The sequence below is a fragment of the Endozoicomonas sp. NE40 genome (genome assembly GCF_040549045.1).
In the GTDB taxonomy this organism is placed as follows: Bacteria; Pseudomonadota; Gammaproteobacteria; order Pseudomonadales; family Endozoicomonadaceae; genus Endozoicomonas_A; species Endozoicomonas_A lisbonensis.
This window is the reverse complement of record NZ_JBEWTB010000002.1, coordinates 4416292-4432582: the sequence shown is the minus strand read 5'-3', so window position 1 is coordinate 4432582 and position 16291 is coordinate 4416292. Positions and strand designations below refer to the sequence as shown.

General features: G+C 48.8%; 13 protein-coding genes and 1 pseudogene. All 14 read right to left on the bottom strand.

Annotated elements, in window-relative coordinates:
- Positions 1-43: 43 nt before the first annotated feature.
- On the bottom strand, positions 44-1429 hold the full coding sequence (locus V5J35_RS21080) for a phosphohexomutase domain-containing protein (protein ID WP_354009028.1): 1386 nt from the start codon (positions 1427-1429) through the stop codon (positions 44-46).
- Positions 1426-2940, bottom strand: a complete 1515-nt coding sequence (locus V5J35_RS21075; protein WP_354009027.1) for a mannose-1-phosphate guanylyltransferase/mannose-6-phosphate isomerase — start codon at positions 2938-2940, stop codon at positions 1426-1428. The genes V5J35_RS21080 and V5J35_RS21075 overlap by 4 nt, the downstream gene beginning before the upstream one ends.
- Positions 2941-4242, bottom strand: coding sequence for a bifunctional tetrahydrofolate synthase/dihydrofolate synthase (gene folC / locus V5J35_RS21070; protein ID WP_354009026.1), 1302 nt, complete (start codon positions 4240-4242; stop codon positions 2941-2943).
- Between the two features lie 257 nt (positions 4243-4499).
- Positions 4500-5418 (bottom strand): annotated as a pseudogene (gene accD / locus V5J35_RS21065) (acetyl-CoA carboxylase, carboxyltransferase subunit beta).
- A 96-nt stretch (positions 5419-5514) separates the two neighbouring features.
- Positions 5515-6318 (bottom strand): tryptophan synthase subunit alpha, encoded by an 804-nt coding sequence (gene trpA, locus V5J35_RS21060; protein ID WP_419095783.1) that lies wholly within the window; start codon positions 6316-6318, stop codon positions 5515-5517.
- A gap of 9 nt (positions 6319-6327) precedes the next feature.
- Positions 6328-7575 carry a tryptophan synthase subunit beta gene (gene trpB, locus V5J35_RS21055; protein WP_354009023.1) on the bottom strand — a complete coding sequence of 416 codons (1248 nt, stop codon included), beginning with the start codon at positions 7573-7575 and terminating at the stop codon, positions 6328-6330.
- A gap of 32 nt (positions 7576-7607) precedes the next feature.
- The gene (locus tag V5J35_RS21050) at positions 7608-8354 is read right to left on the bottom strand and encodes a phosphoribosylanthranilate isomerase (protein WP_354009022.1); all 747 of its coding nucleotides are present in this window, start codon (positions 8352-8354) and stop codon (positions 7608-7610) included.
- Positions 8355-8473: 119 nt separating this feature from the next.
- Positions 8474-9280 carry a tRNA pseudouridine(38-40) synthase TruA gene (gene truA / locus V5J35_RS21045; RefSeq protein ID WP_354009021.1) on the bottom strand — a complete coding sequence of 269 codons (807 nt, stop codon included), beginning with the start codon at positions 9278-9280 and terminating at the stop codon, positions 8474-8476.
- 80 nt (positions 9281-9360) lie between these two features.
- Positions 9361-11703 (bottom strand): motility hub landmark protein FimV, encoded by a 2343-nt coding sequence (locus V5J35_RS21040; RefSeq protein WP_354009020.1) that lies wholly within the window; start codon positions 11701-11703, stop codon positions 9361-9363.
- 282 nt (positions 11704-11985) lie between these two features.
- Complete coding sequence (locus V5J35_RS21035; protein WP_354009019.1) at positions 11986-12975, bottom strand: Asd/ArgC dimerization domain-containing protein; 990 nt, start codon at positions 12973-12975, stop codon at positions 11986-11988.
- Between the two features lie 101 nt (positions 12976-13076).
- Positions 13077-13526 (bottom strand): PaaI family thioesterase, encoded by a 450-nt coding sequence (locus tag V5J35_RS21030; RefSeq protein WP_354009018.1) that lies wholly within the window; start codon positions 13524-13526, stop codon positions 13077-13079.
- A 2-nt stretch (positions 13527-13528) separates the two neighbouring features.
- The gene (locus V5J35_RS21025; protein WP_354009017.1) at positions 13529-13972 is read right to left on the bottom strand and encodes a PaaI family thioesterase; all 444 of its coding nucleotides are present in this window, start codon (positions 13970-13972) and stop codon (positions 13529-13531) included.
- Between the two features lie 113 nt (positions 13973-14085).
- Positions 14086-14946 carry a hypothetical protein gene (locus tag V5J35_RS21020; RefSeq protein WP_354009016.1) on the bottom strand — a complete coding sequence of 287 codons (861 nt, stop codon included), beginning with the start codon at positions 14944-14946 and terminating at the stop codon, positions 14086-14088.
- Between the two features lie 198 nt (positions 14947-15144).
- Complete coding sequence (gene asd / locus V5J35_RS21015) at positions 15145-16254, bottom strand: aspartate-semialdehyde dehydrogenase (protein ID WP_354009015.1); 1110 nt, start codon at positions 16252-16254, stop codon at positions 15145-15147.
- Positions 16255-16291 lie beyond the last annotated feature (37 nt).

Sequence of the window (16291 nt, the reverse complement as noted above, 5' to 3'; positions counted from 1 at the left end):
TTTCAGATATTTTTCAAGAAAAACAGAAAGTAAACACTCAAGTTTAAATTAAAATTTCATGATCATTAAAAATAGTTTCAATTTCATGAACAATTTTCTTAATCATTCTGTTATTTTTCTTTACTTCTACATTTAAGCGAAGAAGGGGCTCAGTATTAGAAGTCCTTAAATTAAATCGCCATTTATCGAACGACACACTTAAACCATCCACATTCTCCATACTGACTACGGAATCTACATACTCATAATGCTTTTTAATCAATGAAACACAGGCATGAGGGTCTTTTACACGAAAGTTAATTTCACCACTACATGGATATAATTTTGTGTACTCTCCAACTAATCTCGACAAGCTAGACCCTGTTACACTGATTAATTCAGAAATCAACAACCACGGAATCATCCCACTATCACAATATGCAAAATCCCTGAAATAATGGTGTGCGCTCATCTCACCACCATAAATAGCATTTTCCTTACGCATTCGTTCTTTAATAAAGGCATGTCCAGTTTTCGATTGAATGGGGACGCCACCATTCTTTCTAACTATATCTATAGTATTCCAGGTCAGTCGTGGATCATGAATAATTTTCTCACCAGATGATTTTTTCAAAAATGCCTCTGCCAAAAGTCCTACAATATAATACCCTTCAATAAACTCCCCATTTTCATCAAAAAAGAAACAGCGATCAAAGTCTCCATCCCATGCAATGCCCATATCAGCCCCGTACTCTATTACAGCTAACGACGTTGCCTCGCGTTTTTCCGGGATTAACGGGTTAGGGATACCATTAGGAAAATTTCCATCTGGTTCATGGTGAATCTTGATAAAGACCACTGGTATATTTTGTTTTTTAAAACGAGACTCTATCGCATCAATCACATGACCAGCAGCACCATTACCTGCATTAACAACCAGTTTTATGGGTTTAATGTTTTTATAATCAATAAATCCCAAGACATGCTTTACATAAGCATCAAGGATGGAAAGTCTCGTTAAAGAACCCCGGGAAGTAGGTGTTATAAAGTCCTTATTTTCAGCAATTCTTTTTATTTCATTTAACCCACTGTCGCCGCTAACTGGCTGAGCACCTCTCCCTACAAATTTCATACCGTTAAAGTCGATCGGGTTATGGCTGGCAGTGACTTCAATGCCACCATCCACATCCAGGTGAAAAGCTGCAAAATAAATTTCCTCAGTTCCTGTCGTACCGATATCAATGACATCAGCTCCTGCATCCATTAGCCCTTTTGCCAGAGCTAATTTCAACGGTTCGCTAGTCAGACGAACATCACTACCCACGACCACTTTTTTAGCGTTTAAATATTGAGCAAATGCACGACCAATCTGATAGGCAATATCTTCGTTTAACTCCGCTCCCAGCCTACCGCGGACATCATACGCCTTGAAACAAGTAAGCTCTGTCATTGAGTTCTCCCGTAAAGATCATCAAAGCGAACAATATCGTCTTCTCCAAGGTAACTGCCTGTCTGTACTTCAATGAGCTGTAGAGGAATTTTCCCTGGGTTCTCAAGGGCATGAACTTCGCCAACAGGAATATAGGTTGACTGATTTTCAGTCACCAATAGCTCCTTATTGCCAAGTGTTACTTTTGCCGTGCCACTGACAACAACCCAATGTTCAGCCCTGTGGTGATGTTTCTGAACCGACAATTTTTCACCCGCATTTACCGTAATACGCTTTACCTGAAAGCGTTGTCCGGTATCAACCGAGTCATAAAACCCCCAGGGACGATAGACTTTTCTATGCATCTGAGTTTCAGGCCGGTTGCTTTCTTTTAGTCTTTCAACGACCTTTTTAACATCTTGTACGCAATCCTTATGGGCTATCAACAGGGCATCGTCGCTTTCAGTAATAACGAGATCCTGGACACCAACTACAGCAATAAGGCTTTTTTCTGAATGGATATAACAATTTTTTACATCGTTTAAGATCACATCCCCCTGGATTGTATTGTTGTTCTCGTCTTTCTTACCAAGCATCCAAAGTGCTGACCAGGAACCAACATCACACCAGCCTGCATCCATAGGAACAACTACTGCACTACTGGTTTTTTCCATCACAGCATAATCAATGGAGTTATCGGGGCATTCATCGAAGCTGCCCTTATCAAGTCGAATAAAATCTCGGTCTTTTACAGCAGATTGATAGGCATTGACACAGGATTTGTGCATCACAGGCTGAAGGGCTTGCAACTCATTCAGGTACTGTCTGGCACTGAACAAAAACATTCCAGAATTCCAGTAGTAATCACCAGATGCCACATAGCCTTCTGCTGTTATTTTGTCTGGCTTTTCTACAAACTTTTCAACCAGTTGAACGCCACTTTTCCCTTTGGCTTTTATATACCCATAACCGGTTTCAGGCTGGTCGGGTATAATGCCAAACGTAACCAATTTACTTTCCAGAGCTGACTGTTTTGCAAGGAGTACTGCGTTCTCAAACGCTCTTAAATTTTCTATCACATGATCTGCTGCCAATACTAATAACAGCGCATCTTCTTCAGCACCCATTGTTTCTAATGCATCAAGGGCTGCTACAGCAACTGCGGGGGCTGTATTACGTGCAACAGGTTCAAGAATAATATTGTTCAGTTCGACTCCTGCATCACGGCTTTGCTCAGCAACAATAAACCGATGTTCTTCATTGGCAACCACAACTGGGGCAGAATAAAGGCTAGAGTCACTTACTCGCTCCAGCGTATTCTGTAGCATGGTTTTTTCATTAACTAGTGCTAAAAACTGTTTTGGGTACAGTGCTCTGGACTGCGGCCACAGGCGGCTTCCATTGCCGCCTGATAATATTATTGGTGTTATTCTCATGGCCATATATTTTTTGTTAATTATTTTTTTATTATTAACAGCAAAGAGAGGAATGATGGCTGATAATGCCCAACAATAATGACGTACATCTGGCAACTAGTGATCAGTCATTAAAGCCGCTACCGTCATAAACGAACCAACCACCAGAAGACGATCCGCATTGCTTACCATTTCATCAGTGATAGAGCATAAGGGGGAAGGTGGGTGAGTATTACATGAGATCACGCTACCGCCACAAGCCACCACAGCATCCTTCAATTCAGACGCAGGCAGAGCCCGTGGCGAGTCGAACTCGCTGACATACCACTCATCGATTACAGGCGCTAAAATGTCGACTACAGACTTATAATCTTTGTCTCTGTACATCGCGATCAGCGCACGGGTTTTGCCAGGCACGGGGTCTTGTTTTAGTCGTTCTCTCAGTTTACGGGCAGCTTGCGGGTTGTGGGCCACATCAAAAACTACCTGTACGGGGTCGTTATTTTTATTTTCTACTACAACCTTCGTATATCTTCCTGAGAGACGCGCTCTGGCTATCCCTTTACATAGTTGATCATACGACACTGTATATGGCAATAGTTTGACCGCCTGAACAACTGTTGCTGCATTATCTATAACCAGTTGAGGTGCTGGTAATTTTTGGATACTTTCTTCCAGCCCTCGCCAGTTCTTGCCCTGCCAGCTCCAGGTTGTTTTTTCGACAGCAATATCAAATTCAACACCTCGTCGGTAAAGTGGCGCTTCAACTGCGATAGACTGCTCAATAATTGACTCGGGAATCGACGGGTCGCCATAAATAGCAGGCACACCGGGTCGCATAATGCCTGCTTTTTCCCTGGCTATCTCCTCAATGGTCTCACCCAGCCAGTCCTGATGATCCAGGTCAACGGTGGTAATAATGGATAAATTGGGATCAATAACATTGGTGGCATCCAACCTTCCTCCGAGGCCCACTTCCATCAGTGCAATCTCGACCTGCTGCTTTTTGAAGCAATCCGCTGCAACCAGAACAGCAAACTCAAAATAAGTTAACCAGGTGTCACCACGGTATTGATCAACCTTTGCAAACGAGTCACTCAGGGCTTTGTCGGCTACTTCAGTGCCATTAATTTTCACTCGCTCATTAAATCGATGGATGTGAGGCGACGTGTAAGTACCGACCTTGTAACCAGCCGCCAGCAACACCGACTCAAGCAAGGCCACAGTAGAACCTTTGCCATTAGTTCCTGCCACCGTTATGACATAAGGGGCAGGTTTCAGCAGCTCTGCGGCAGTGGCTACTTTTCTTATACGACTAAGGCCCAGTTCCATGTCCGTTTCGGGTCTGGTCGTTTCAAGCCAATCCAGCCATTCAGAAAGCAGTTCAAATTTAGGGTGATAATCGTTAACTCTTGACATCGTTTTACAACCTTAAGCAGGAACAAATCGTTAGTAGTTAATTCAATTTATTTTATCTGAACGGATAACCAGCAGCCCTGAAGCAATGCAATACGCTTAAATAATGGCTAACTGGCTACTGTTGATAGAAGTGTTAGTACGAAATGGGTACTGGATTTTATGGAATATTGGGAAGGATAGTCACTGGGTATCATTTGATGCTTTTAACATAAGCGCATCACCATCTTCAGACAAAAGATGGTGATGCAGGGGATCGATCAGGATTCGGCCACAATAACTTCATCGTCAAAAGCGCTATCCACCTCTGGTTCAAAGGCTATTCCCCCCATCTTTCGATAGAGTCGGGCGATGGTCGCACGCATTTCACAACGATCAACGATCATATCAATAGCACCATGCTCCATAAGGAACTCACTGCGCTGAAAACCCTCAGGCAACTTTTCACGAACGGTCTGTTCAATAACACGGGGGCCGGCAAAGCCAATCAGTGCAGCCGGCTCAGCAATATTTAAATCGCCCAGCATTGCCAGTGAAGCTGACACCCCACCGTACACCGGGTCAGTCATTACCGAAAAGTAAGGAACCCCTTTCTGGCGCATACGCTCAAGCGCCGCACTGGTTTTTGCCATCTGCATCAGGGAGAACAAAGCCTCCTGCATACGGGCTCCGCCACTGGCAGAAAAACACACCAGGGGAATACGCAGTTCCAGTGCAAGTTCTGCAGCCCGGGCAAACTTTTCACCCACAACAGATCCCATGGAGCCACCCATAAAGGCAAACTCAAAAGCACAGGCTACAATCGGCAAACTCTCCAGTTCGCCCTTGAACACAACCAGCGCATCTTTTTCACCGGTTGCCTTCTGCGCGGGAAGACAAACGATCTTTGTATTTTTTAGAGTCGCGGAATTTCAGCTTGTCGACAGGTTCAATATCTGCAAACAGCTCTTCACGGTTTTCCTTATCCAGAAAGTAATCCAGACGTTTGCGGGCAGATATGCGCATATGGTGCGAACACTTGGGGCAAACATCCAGGTTACGCTCCAACTCAGGGCGATAAAGTACGGAGTCGCACTTTACACATTTTCGCCACAACCCTTCAGGCACGTTACTGCTGCGTTTCTCACTGGAAGAACGCGACAGTGAAGGAATCAGCTTGTCGACCAACCAATTACTCATTAATGCTTCCTGTCTGTTTTTCTGAGAGGGTGGCTGCCGGTCCTGGCAGCCAACCTCTCGACAGCAGGGAACACCTGCTGCTTAATGTCCACTCTGTCAGCGGTTATCCATGGCAATACGCATCTCAGACACCTGAGTACCTACACGTTGCAAACAGGCTTCACCTTCCTGGTCAAACTTCGCCAGTTCGGAAACCAGCACAGTCCCCACAACCACAGCATCTGCCGCCTGACTGATGGCAGCAGCCGACTCTCCATCCCGGATACCAAAGCCAACACCCACAGGCATATCAGTAAACTGCTTAATGTGCGTCACACGCTGCTGCACACTGGTAATATCCAGTTTTGCAGAGCCCGTCACACCTTTCAGAGAAACGTAGTAGATAAAGCCTGAAGCCACTGAACAGATTTTCTTAATTCGTTCATCCGATGTGGTCGGTGTAATCAGGTTGATCATATCAATGCCTTTTGGCCTGATCTGCGCCACCAGACTATCTGCAAATTCTGGTGGCAGGTCAACGACCAGTACTCCATCCACACCGGCTTTCGATGCCTTCTCAGCAAACACCTCGTAACCCATTATTTCAATAGGGTTAAGGTAGCCCATCAGCACCACCGGGGTCTCATTATCGGTCTCCCGGAAGTGACTTACCATTGAAAAAACGTCATTCAATGTAACACCGTGTGATAATGCCCGCAGATGTGCCTTCGCAATAACCGGCCCGTCGGCTACCGGATCCGAAAACGGGAAGCCCAGTTCAATCACGTCGGCTCCGTTTCTCACCAGCTCATGCATCATTTCAACGGTTTTATCCGCCGGGTCACCGGCAGTAATATAAGGCACCAGAGCTTTACGGTTTTCAGCCTGCAGTCGTGCAAAACGCTGTTTAATTCTCACTATTACTGTTCCTTATCCCTGAAGACCGATGTCCAAACCATCAATTGTTGCCACAGTGTGAATGTCTTTATCGCCACGACCAGACAGATTGACCACAATCACCTGATCTTTTTTCATGGTCGGTGCCAGCTTCTCAACATAAGCCAGGGCGTGCGAGCTTTCCAGCGCAGGCATAATGCCTTCCATCCGGGTCAGGTTGCGGAATGCTGCCAACGCTTCATCGTCGGTGGCATACACATATTCTGCGCGTCCGATCTCGCGCAGGTAGCTGTGTTCCGGACCAACACCCGGATAGTCCAGACCAGCAGAAACCGAGTAACTTTCAGTAATCTGACCATCGTCATCGCACATCAGGAAACTACGCTGTCCCTGAAATACCCCCTTGCGATCACCTGCCATCCGGGCAGCATGTTCACCTGACTCTACGCCAAGACCAGCGGCTTCGACACCAAAAATTTTAACGTCCTGATCGTCGATGAACTCATAAAACAGCCCCATGGCATTAGAACCACCACCAACACACGCAACCAGCGCATCAGGTAATTTGCCAGTCATTGCCTGACATTGTTGTTTGGCTTCCCGGCCAATAATGCTCTGGAAGTCACGCACCATTTCAGGATATGGATGAGGACCACATACGGTGCCAAGAATATAGAAAGTTTCTTCCGGTCTGGCGACCCAGTCTCTCAACGCCTCATTAATCGCATCTTTCAACGTCTGTGAACCACTGGTTACCGGAATAACTGTGGCTCCGAGTAGTTTCATGCGATAAACGTTCAATGCCTGACGTTCAACATCCTTGGCACCCATGTAGACAACACACTCCAGCCCGAGTCGGGCTGCTACAGTCGCTGTTGCCACACCATGCTGACCAGCACCGGTCTCCGCGATAATACGGGTCTTACCCATATGTTTTGCCAACAACGCCTGACCTACAGCGTGGTTTATCTTGTGCGCACCGGTATGGTTCAGATCTTCACGTTTCAGATAAATCTGTGCGCCACCCAGTTTCTCTGACCACCGCTCAGCATGGTACAAAGGCGACGGGCGACCAACAAAATGGGCAAGGTCATAATCAAAATCTGCCTGAAATGCCGGATCCCGCCAAAGCTCCCGATACGTTGCCTCCAGTTCCTGCAAAGCACTGGTCAGGGTTTCTGCAACATAGCGACCACCGAACTGACCAAAATGGCCACTGTTATCCGGCTGCTGGTACGCTTCATTATCAAGAGTCTTTTGAGACTTGCTCTGATCCGACATTTTCTACCTACTATTTCTACCGGCTACTGCTTTCAGCGTTCATCTGTTTTACGCTGACCAGAAGCCTGATCATTCTCTCTCACGACCGCCCAGGCAAAGGCCCTGACAGCATCGTGATTTTTCTCTCCGGGCTTCAGTTCGACGCCACTGCTGACATCAACCGCGAACGGTGAAACCCTTTTGATGGCTTCGGCAACATTGGTTGCATTCAGCCCACCAGCCAGAACGACCGGTTTTTCCAGAGAGTCAGGGATTAAAGTCCAGTCAAACGACTCCCCTGTCCCTCCCGGAACCCCTTTACGATAGGCATCCAGCAATACCCCGCTGGCACCGGGGTATTGCGCTACTGCCTGTTTTACAGACATTTCCGGGCGTACCCGCAACGCCTTGATATACTGCCGGTTCCAGCGCTGACACCAGTCATCCGGCTCATTACCATGAAACTGCAACAATGTCAGAGGCACCTGCTCCAGCACAGCCTGTATATACTCATCCTCTGCATCAACAAACAGTCCCACAACCGATATAAACGGTGGCACACAGACAGCGATCTCACGAGCCTGATCTATGCTGACAGACCTTGGGCTTTTTTCGTAAAACACCAGCCCAATTGCATCAGCGCCCGCATCAACAGCAGCCACGGCATCCTCAACTGAGGTAATACCACACACCTTTATTCGGGTTTTACTAACCTTTTTTGCCAGGGAGCCCTGCCTGGTTAAAGATGGCTGCCTGGTTAAAGAGGTCTGCTTATTTAAGGAAGTAGTATCCAGAGACATTGCCTTACTGCAGATGGTAAAGAAAACCGATAGTAGCAGAAACCGAAGTTCCTTGTCTTCAATAAGAACTCTTCAATAAAGAGTTCAATAACGCGCCTTCAATGGCGTAAAAGGACTCTCTACGGCCAGGGTAACAGAGGCGCAACAAAGTGTGGATTAGGCTCACTGGCTGGCAAGCCGAATGTTTCCGGATAGCCCACATCCACAAAATACAAACCAAATGGCGGTGCAGTCACACCACCCTCGGTTCTGTCTCTTGCTTCCAGAACGGTCTTTGCCCAGTCAGGCTCATGCTTACCTGAACCAATGGTCATCAGTACGCCCGCAATATTCCGAACCATGTGATGCAAAAAGGCGTTAGCCTGAATGTCCAGCACAATCAGATGCCCATGCCGTGTCACCGTTAATCGGGAAATGGTACGAACCGGATTCTTTGCCTGACACTGAACCGCGCGATAGGAGGTAAAATCATGCTCGCCAACCAGATGCCGGGCGGCAGTCTGCATACGTTCTACGTCCAGAGGCCGATAATTCCAGGTTACGCCTTTAGGCAGGTGGGCAGGACGAATCGGATGGTTGTAAATCACGTAACGATAGCGACGCCACTGTGCTGAAAAGCGTGCATGAAACTCATCACAAACAGGTATGACCCAGTTAATGGCTACATCATCCGGCAGGTTGGTATTTGAGCCATAAGCCCAACCACGTTCGCTGCGAACAGAATCAGAATCAAAATGAATAATCTGGTTGGAACCGTGAACACCGGCATCGGTACGGCCAGCACACACCACAGAAACAGGATGGTTAGCCACTTTGGAGAGGGCAGCTTCAACAGCCGCCTGAACAGTTGGCAGGCCGCTTTTCAGGCTCTGCCAGCCATGGTAGTGGGAACCGTCGTATTGAACACTGGCTGCGAAACGGGGCATGAACACTCTACTTGAATACAAAAGCAGCGAATGTAATAACAGACGCCGCAATTTGCAAACGGGATTTACCGACAGTCAGGTCAACCGTCCAGCCCCTGAATCAGAGTCTGAGCTTCCTCTTTTTGTTCATCGTTGCCACTATCCAGCACTTCCTGCAGAATCTCACGGGCGCCTTCCTGATCACCCATATCCATATAAGCCCTGGCCAGGTCCAGCTTTGTGGACACTTCGTCTTCGTCGGAAAGGAAGTCCAGGTCATCGTCGTCATCCAGCGCTGCCTCGAAATCGGACATACTGTCCGAAATCGCACTGTCGCCAGCACTTTCCTCTTCGTGGTCAGAGTCAAAATCAGAGTCAGAGTCTGAGTCAGGATCAAAGCCAAGATCCAGATCATCCAGATCGGCATCACCCTGATCATTGCTTCCTTCAGCATCAGGCTCATCGATCAGATCCAGATCCTCAAGATCAAGATCAGGCAACTCTTCATCCCCTTCATCGTCTTCACTGAAGTCGAATTCCAGATCATCCCCCGGTTCTTCAGCTTCCAGGCCATCCTCGTCATCCAGCTCGCCAAGGTCAAACTCCTGCTCACTGTCAGCCTCTTCACTCAGATCAACATCACTCAGGTCATTAACAACCGGTTCGCCTCCTTCCTGCATGAAGGCATCAGTCGGGAATCGAGCTTTAAATACGTCGGCCTGCCGGTTAGCGTCTTCATTACCCAGAGCCTCCAACTCAGCTAACGCGGCTTTAAAACTATCCAGGTCATTGGCTTCAGCGTGAACTTCTAACAGTTTCAAACGTAAATCTGTACGCTCTGGCCCAGCCGTTATCGACTTACCCAACAACTCAGCTGCCTGCGGGAAACGACCATAAGCAATATAAATATCCGCTTCACTGAGCGCATCCTGAGTCTGCTGAACAGTTTCTTCAGGCTCGCCTTCAAACTCTCTATCACTCAGGGCCTCTTCATCAATCTCCAGAGTCTCATCCAGCTGCAGTTCTTCGTCGTCGGCTAAAAGATCCTCGCCCATGAGCGGCATCGCTTCCGAACCATCACCATCAATATCAAAATCGTCCTCATCCTGAGCCTTCTTGCGACGGCGATACACCAGGAATGCACCGGCCAGACCAACGGGGACCAGAGCGCCCAGAATCCAGAACAGCAGTCCACCCTCTTCCTTCGGAGGAACCATTGGTTTTGATTCCTGAGCAGGCTTGGGTTTGGGTTTGGGTTTAGCTTCAGGTTCATTTCCCGAAGACTGCAGTGCCGCCATCTGATCGTCTTTCAGAGTAATCAGCCGTTTCAGAGTGGCAATTTGTTCATCCAGGTCTTTCAGACGACTTCTCAGCTCATCGTTTTCACGGCTCAGTTCATCCATTTTTTCCTGAGTTATGCTGAGATCGTTCTTCAAAGCACCTGTGTCAGCGCTACCACTGCCACCACCCTGATCCTGGCCCGTCCCGGCTGCATTGTCTGAGCCGACAATGGTTAAACGACCATCTGCCACTGTACCATCGCCCGCCGTATCGGCCTTTGAACGACGACTGGCATCCAGTTGTTCCAGACGGGCCTGCCACTCACGATTCTGTTTTGCCACTTCGGCGACAGATTCCTGGTAACTCATGGACAGGATGTCGTCCTGAGTCGGAATACGCAGCACCTGCCCCTTCTTCAGCTCATTGATGTTTTCCCGCATAAAGGCATTCGGGTTATTGCGCTGAATAGCCACCATGGTCTGCTGAACCGACAACTCTCCCGATGGCCTGACAGCCCGGGCAATACTCCACAGATTATCGTTTGGCTGAACCTTATAACTTCTTACTGTGGAACCGGTTGTCGTATCATCCTGTGTCGTCTGCCGGGCGCTGCCAAATGGTCGCTCGGTGATTGGACGGATTTCGGGTTGCAGAGCCCGTTCCGGCGCAGGCAGGTAGTCATCGGTGCGCCTGTTATGAGGCTCAACATAAGGATCAGGCTGCTGAATCGGCGGACGGGCTGCGTAGGGCCGGGTTGTCGGAGGGCGAACAGGCTGTGCCGGTTGTTCACTGAATGAAGGAGGGTCAAGCAACAGGGTATACTCCCTGAGCAGTCTGCCGCTGGGCCAGTGTACTTCCATCAGAAAATTAAGAAACGGTTCCCGGACGGCGTCTGCACTGGTCACATGAATATACCCGGTACCGTCTTCACGAATCCTGGTTTTAAAACTGAGGCTGGACAGAGAGAAAGGCCGACCAATACCAGCCCTTTGAAAATCACTGCGACTGGCAAGGTTTGGCAGAATTTCGTTGCGGGTGAGATCCCTGAGTTGCAGTAGCTCTATTTCAGCATCCAGAGGCTGGTTCAGCGACGAATGCATGGTCACTTCTCCTAAACCCAGTGCATTAGCCAAACCCGAGCCCAAAGCTCCTGTCATAGCCATAGCTACTACAAGCTTCTGTAGTCTCATCATGAATCCTTGTTGTTTTTTGCCGGGAAAGCCAGCAGACGAACCTCAATCTCTTTCCCGGAACTCCACCTGCCCCTTTTACCATGCCAATGCCATTTTCATCACTCAAGGTAACGAAAACGGCATTTCATAATCACGGCTGTTTACTGCAGATGTAGTTTTCGTCGGCAATCAGGACAAAAACCACAGTCTGACTTTATTGTACCCCTTTCAAACAAGGACAATAAGGGAGCTTCACTGATAAAAGCTAAGTTATCATTTTAAAAAGTCTTTTAGCAATATTTCTGCCATGTCAATGGTGTTAATGGCTGTACGTCTTACCGGGTCTGCCACCAGCCACAGTGCCAGTTGTCCGGCAAATGCCGTCTGATGCCGGATTCGGCCCACCACAATGCTGTCATTTCCCGCAACGGTTTCAACGGTTGGGTGATCATCCTCTGTCGTTAACTCTACACCCTGAATACCAGAAAGCAGCTCTCTGACAGCGGAGGCATCGGCCTGCCTGTCCAGCTCCAGCTGAATCGACAGGCTGTCACCGAAAAACACCGGAACCCTGACGCAGGTTGGGTTTATTCGCACATCGCCACTGCCAAGCCCTTCAACCAGTTCATTAATAATGCCCTGTTCCTGAGAAGACACACCGTTGCTGTCCAGCTCTCCCACCTGTGGCAACAGGTTAAACGCCATACGACCGCCTGACACCGGCTTGCCGTTTAACAGCTCAATGGTCTGTTTGCGCAGTTCATTAATACCGTCATTGCCCAGGTCCGATACCGACTGGCACACCGTCACACTCACCGAGTCAATGCCCAGCGCTTCTTCCAGTGGTTTAAGGACGGGTAGCATCAGCGCCGCAGGGCTGGATGGCACAACCACGACTTTATTATCTCTGGCACTGTCCAGCTGATCCTCATTGATCCCCGGCATCATCATCGGCCCTGCCTGACTGCCCGGGCGTCCGTCAATAACCAGGCAACCAGACTCAGTTGCCCTGCTGACCAGTTCATCAGACGCTTTACAGCCCGCTGGCAGAATCAGCAGATCGGCATCGACAAATTCAAAGCCTTCCGCTTTGAGCACATCGACATCCTGCTCCTGAAAGCTCACGACGGCATCAGGCTCAGGATTTTCGGCAATGGCATACAGGCTTCCGACCGGAAACACACGTTCATCCAGCAGTGCCAGCAGGGCTTCACCATTCAGGCTGCCCGCATCGTATACCACTACATCGAACAGTTTGTTCATGCTTTCTCTCTATTACGTCTTGCTTGTCGTCGCGCAATTTATCAGAAGCTAACAGAAAAGTCGTGCCATGCGTTATGCTCTTCAAACTCAACACTTCAAACTCAACGATGGCTGAGTTTGAAGTGCGCCCTGCCAATGGCTACCGGTGCCGACGGGTCAGCCTGCCAGGCTTTTATCATCACATTGGCTACCCGGTTACCCTGCCGGACTACCTCGCAACGGGCAAAAGTATCCACCACCCGGGAAGAACGCAGATAATCCAGGGAAAAATCAATCATCTTCGGGGTTCGGGGTTCGTCCATAAACAACATCAAATGGGCAGCCGCCGCCATTTCCATAAAACCTCCCACAACGCCACCATGAATCGCAGGCAACATGGGATTGCCAATATTCTTTTCGCTGCCCGGTAACAGAAACAGCGCGCCCTCACTGTCTGACTGACAGCTCATACCAATCTTGCGGGCGTATGGGATGTGCTGGCATAACGGGGCGTAATCCCGACTGTTTCGGGCCTCTTCCACCGACTGCAGCAGTTTTTCCATATCTGCCATGATTACTGCCCTCCGGAGGTTTTGCTGCTGACCCGCATAAAGGTACCGACAGCATGCACGAAAGGCTGTGTATGATCGGTGTTAAAGGCATACCCCCGGGTAAATACAACGGAACGGGTAACCCGATAAGCTTCGGCAAAAGCATGAATAGCCCTGCCTGGCTCAGGCAACGCCAGATGATCCAGCCGTAAATCCAGGGTCGGACAGGGTTCAACTTCCGGTAGCCCTGTTAATGCAGACATGCCAGACACTGTATCCAGCAAAGTGGTGATAGCGCCAGAGTGAATGATACCGCTACCAGGGTTGGCTTCGAGGCCAGCCTGAAAAGGCATTATAAACTCCACGCCTTCAGGGCTGGCGGATACCAGACTGATATTCAGTTCCTGACAATGGGGAATGATCGTGAGAAAGCGCCGGGCCATCTCAGCAAATGGTGATTCTGTCATAGTACTTTTGTTATTATTCAAACGCTTGGTTCATAAAAACCTTGTTTCATAACAACATGGTACCGAACTTCAGGCTGACAATCCCTGTTTCTGAACAAATACTACGAATTCCGTCAACTGCGTAGCTGTCTGGCTGTCGCCCTGGACTCTTCTGGCACAATTTGTTCAGCTCTGTCAATCGCACGTTCCAACGCCTTTGCCAAACTTTTAACCGCTTGCTTGTGGTTTTTCACTTCGTTAGGAATAAACAGGGTGGTTGCTGAACTGAGCGAGACATCACCGGTCTCAATCCTCGGGTAATATGAGACTCCCGCCTTTTGCCTCTGCAGCTCTTCCGGGTTTAGTAACGCTTCCTCTGGCTCCTCAGCAATCATGACAGGTGTTTTGAAAAGCCCGTCACTCCGCTCAATTTTGGTCTTCAGATCCGGGTATTTTGTCAGCACTTCCGAAAGCAGCTCCTGAGCGCGTTCTGGAAACTGACTACCGGGTTTTGAACAAACCACACAATTTGGAATCTCTGTTGTAGACAGGGTGTCCCCCTGTTCCAATAATTTCTTAAAAGCCGTCATGGAAAAACTGTTCAGGTTATCAACGGCTTTGCGCTGATCTTTGGGAAAACTGCTCAGTTTTTTTCCAGTCCATTCAAACAGCAATGCCTCCGTGAGTTGTTCCCGGTTCATTTTTTCTGCAAACATCACGCTTTTTCTTTCCGGGATAACAGGCCCTGATTGCGTTTTCGAGGGCTTGTCCAATTTTAACAACCGGGCTTTAACCCTGAGAAAAAGTTTCTTAACAGGGTTTTTGGCGACTTTTCTCTGCCTCAATGATTTACCTGCCCTGTCAAAGCGTATTCCTTCTGGTATATGCCTGGTGCCAGATACCCGTTTTACCGATCCATCCGCACTTTGATCAGATGACAACTGGCTACTTGTCTCAGAAACAGGTTTTGACGGGGTTGCCTGAGATATTTTCATAATCCATCCTTGTCGCTGCTTCAATAACGGAGGAGACTGATTGTTCAACGGCTCCTCTTTGTGTGATTAGTTGTGCTTATGAGAGTCATCGGCAGAAATGCTTGAAAAGGAAAAACAGGGGCAACTTTCAAAGTACGATTTGTAAAACCTTGTGACAGAGAGCAGTTCAGATACTGCCCTCTGAATGGGGGGGGGTACTCACACAAGAATATTCAGCATCCGCCGCAGAGGCTCGGCAGCCCCCCACAACAGCTGGTCACCCACCGTAAAGGCTGACAGGTACTCATTACCCATATTCAGCTTGCGCAAACGCCCTGCCGGAATGTCCAGCTTGCCTGTCACCGCTGCAGGTGTCAGCTGTTGTAGGGTTGCTTCACGGTCATTGGGTACAACCGATACCCAGTCGTTTGATTCAGCAATAATGCTTTCAATATCCGACATCGGAATATCCCGGTTCAGTTTCAGGGTCAGCGCCTGACTGTGACAGCGCATGGCACCGATACGGACACACACGCCATCAATGGGAATAATGCCACCGTTGTATAAACCCAGAATTTTGTTGGTTTCCGACTGCGCCTTCCACTCTTCCCGACTCTGACCATTGTCCAGCTGCTTATCAATATAAGGAATCAGGCTTCCCGCCAGCGGTACACCAAACTCACTCTGAGGCAGATCACTGCTGCGCAGCAGATCCGAGGTTTTTCGGTCAATATCCAGAATGGCACTGGAAGGATCAGCCAGTTCACCGGCAACATTGTCGCGGATGCAGCCCATCTGGTTGATCAGCTCACGCATATTACGCGCCCCGGCTCCACTGGCGGCCTGATACGTCATGGCACTGACCCAGCGCACCAGCCCTTCACGGAACAGTCCACCCACAGCCATTAACATCAGACTGACGGTGCAGTTGCCACCAATATAGTTTTTCACGCCAGACTCCAGAGCCTGATCAACCACATGACGGTTAACCGGGTCCAGAACAATAACACTGTCGTCATTCATCCGCAGTGAAGACGCGGCATCAATCCAGTAGCCGTCCCAGCCACTGTCACGCAAAGGTTGAAACACTTTACTGGTGTAGTCACCACCCTGACAGGAAATAATAATATCCATCTCCCGCAATGCGTCGATGGAAAAGGCGTCCTGCAAAGGCTGAACCGGCTTACCAATATCCGGGCCGGGTTGTCCGTGTTGTGAGGTGGTGAAAAACACCGGGTCAATGCTGGCAAAATCATTCTCTTCCCGCATACGCTCCATCAGAACAGAGCCTACCATGCCTCGCCAGCCGACAAGTCCTACCTTTTTCATACTACCCTCCATGAATCATCATGAACCACTGTCATGA

Bases quoted from the DNA above. Each gene is read 5' to 3' on its own strand.
- V5J35_RS21080 (WP_354009028.1), bottom strand. From the start codon at position 1,429: ATGACAGAGCTTACTTGTTTCAAGGCGTATGATGTCCGCGGTAGGCTG.
- folC (WP_354009026.1), bottom strand. From the start codon at position 4,242: ATGTCAAGAGTTAACGATTATCACCCTAAATTTGAACTGCTTTCTGAA.
- trpB (WP_354009023.1), bottom strand. From the start codon at position 7,575: ATGTCGGATCAGAGCAAGTCTCAAAAGACTCTTGATAATGAAGCGTAC.
- V5J35_RS21050 (WP_354009022.1), bottom strand. From the start codon at position 8,354: ATGTCTCTGGATACTACTTCCTTAAATAAGCAGACCTCTTTAACCAGG.
- truA (WP_354009021.1), bottom strand. From the start codon at position 9,280: ATGCCCCGTTTCGCAGCCAGTGTTCAATACGACGGTTCCCACTACCAT.
- V5J35_RS21040 (WP_354009020.1), bottom strand. From the start codon at position 11,703: ATGGCTATGACAGGAGCTTTGGGCTCGGGTTTGGCTAATGCACTGGGT.
- V5J35_RS21035 (WP_354009019.1), bottom strand. From the start codon at position 12,975: ATGAACAAACTGTTCGATGTAGTGGTATACGATGCGGGCAGCCTGAAT.
- V5J35_RS21030 (WP_354009018.1), bottom strand. From the start codon at position 13,526: ATGGCAGATATGGAAAAACTGCTGCAGTCGGTGGAAGAGGCCCGAAAC.
- V5J35_RS21025 (WP_354009017.1), bottom strand. From the start codon at position 13,972: ATGACAGAATCACCATTTGCTGAGATGGCCCGGCGCTTTCTCACGATC.
- V5J35_RS21020 (WP_354009016.1), bottom strand. From the start codon at position 14,946: ATGAAAATATCTCAGGCAACCCCGTCAAAACCTGTTTCTGAGACAAGT.
- asd (WP_354009015.1), bottom strand. From the start codon at position 16,254: ATGAAAAAGGTAGGACTTGTCGGCTGGCGAGGCATGGTAGGCTCTGTT.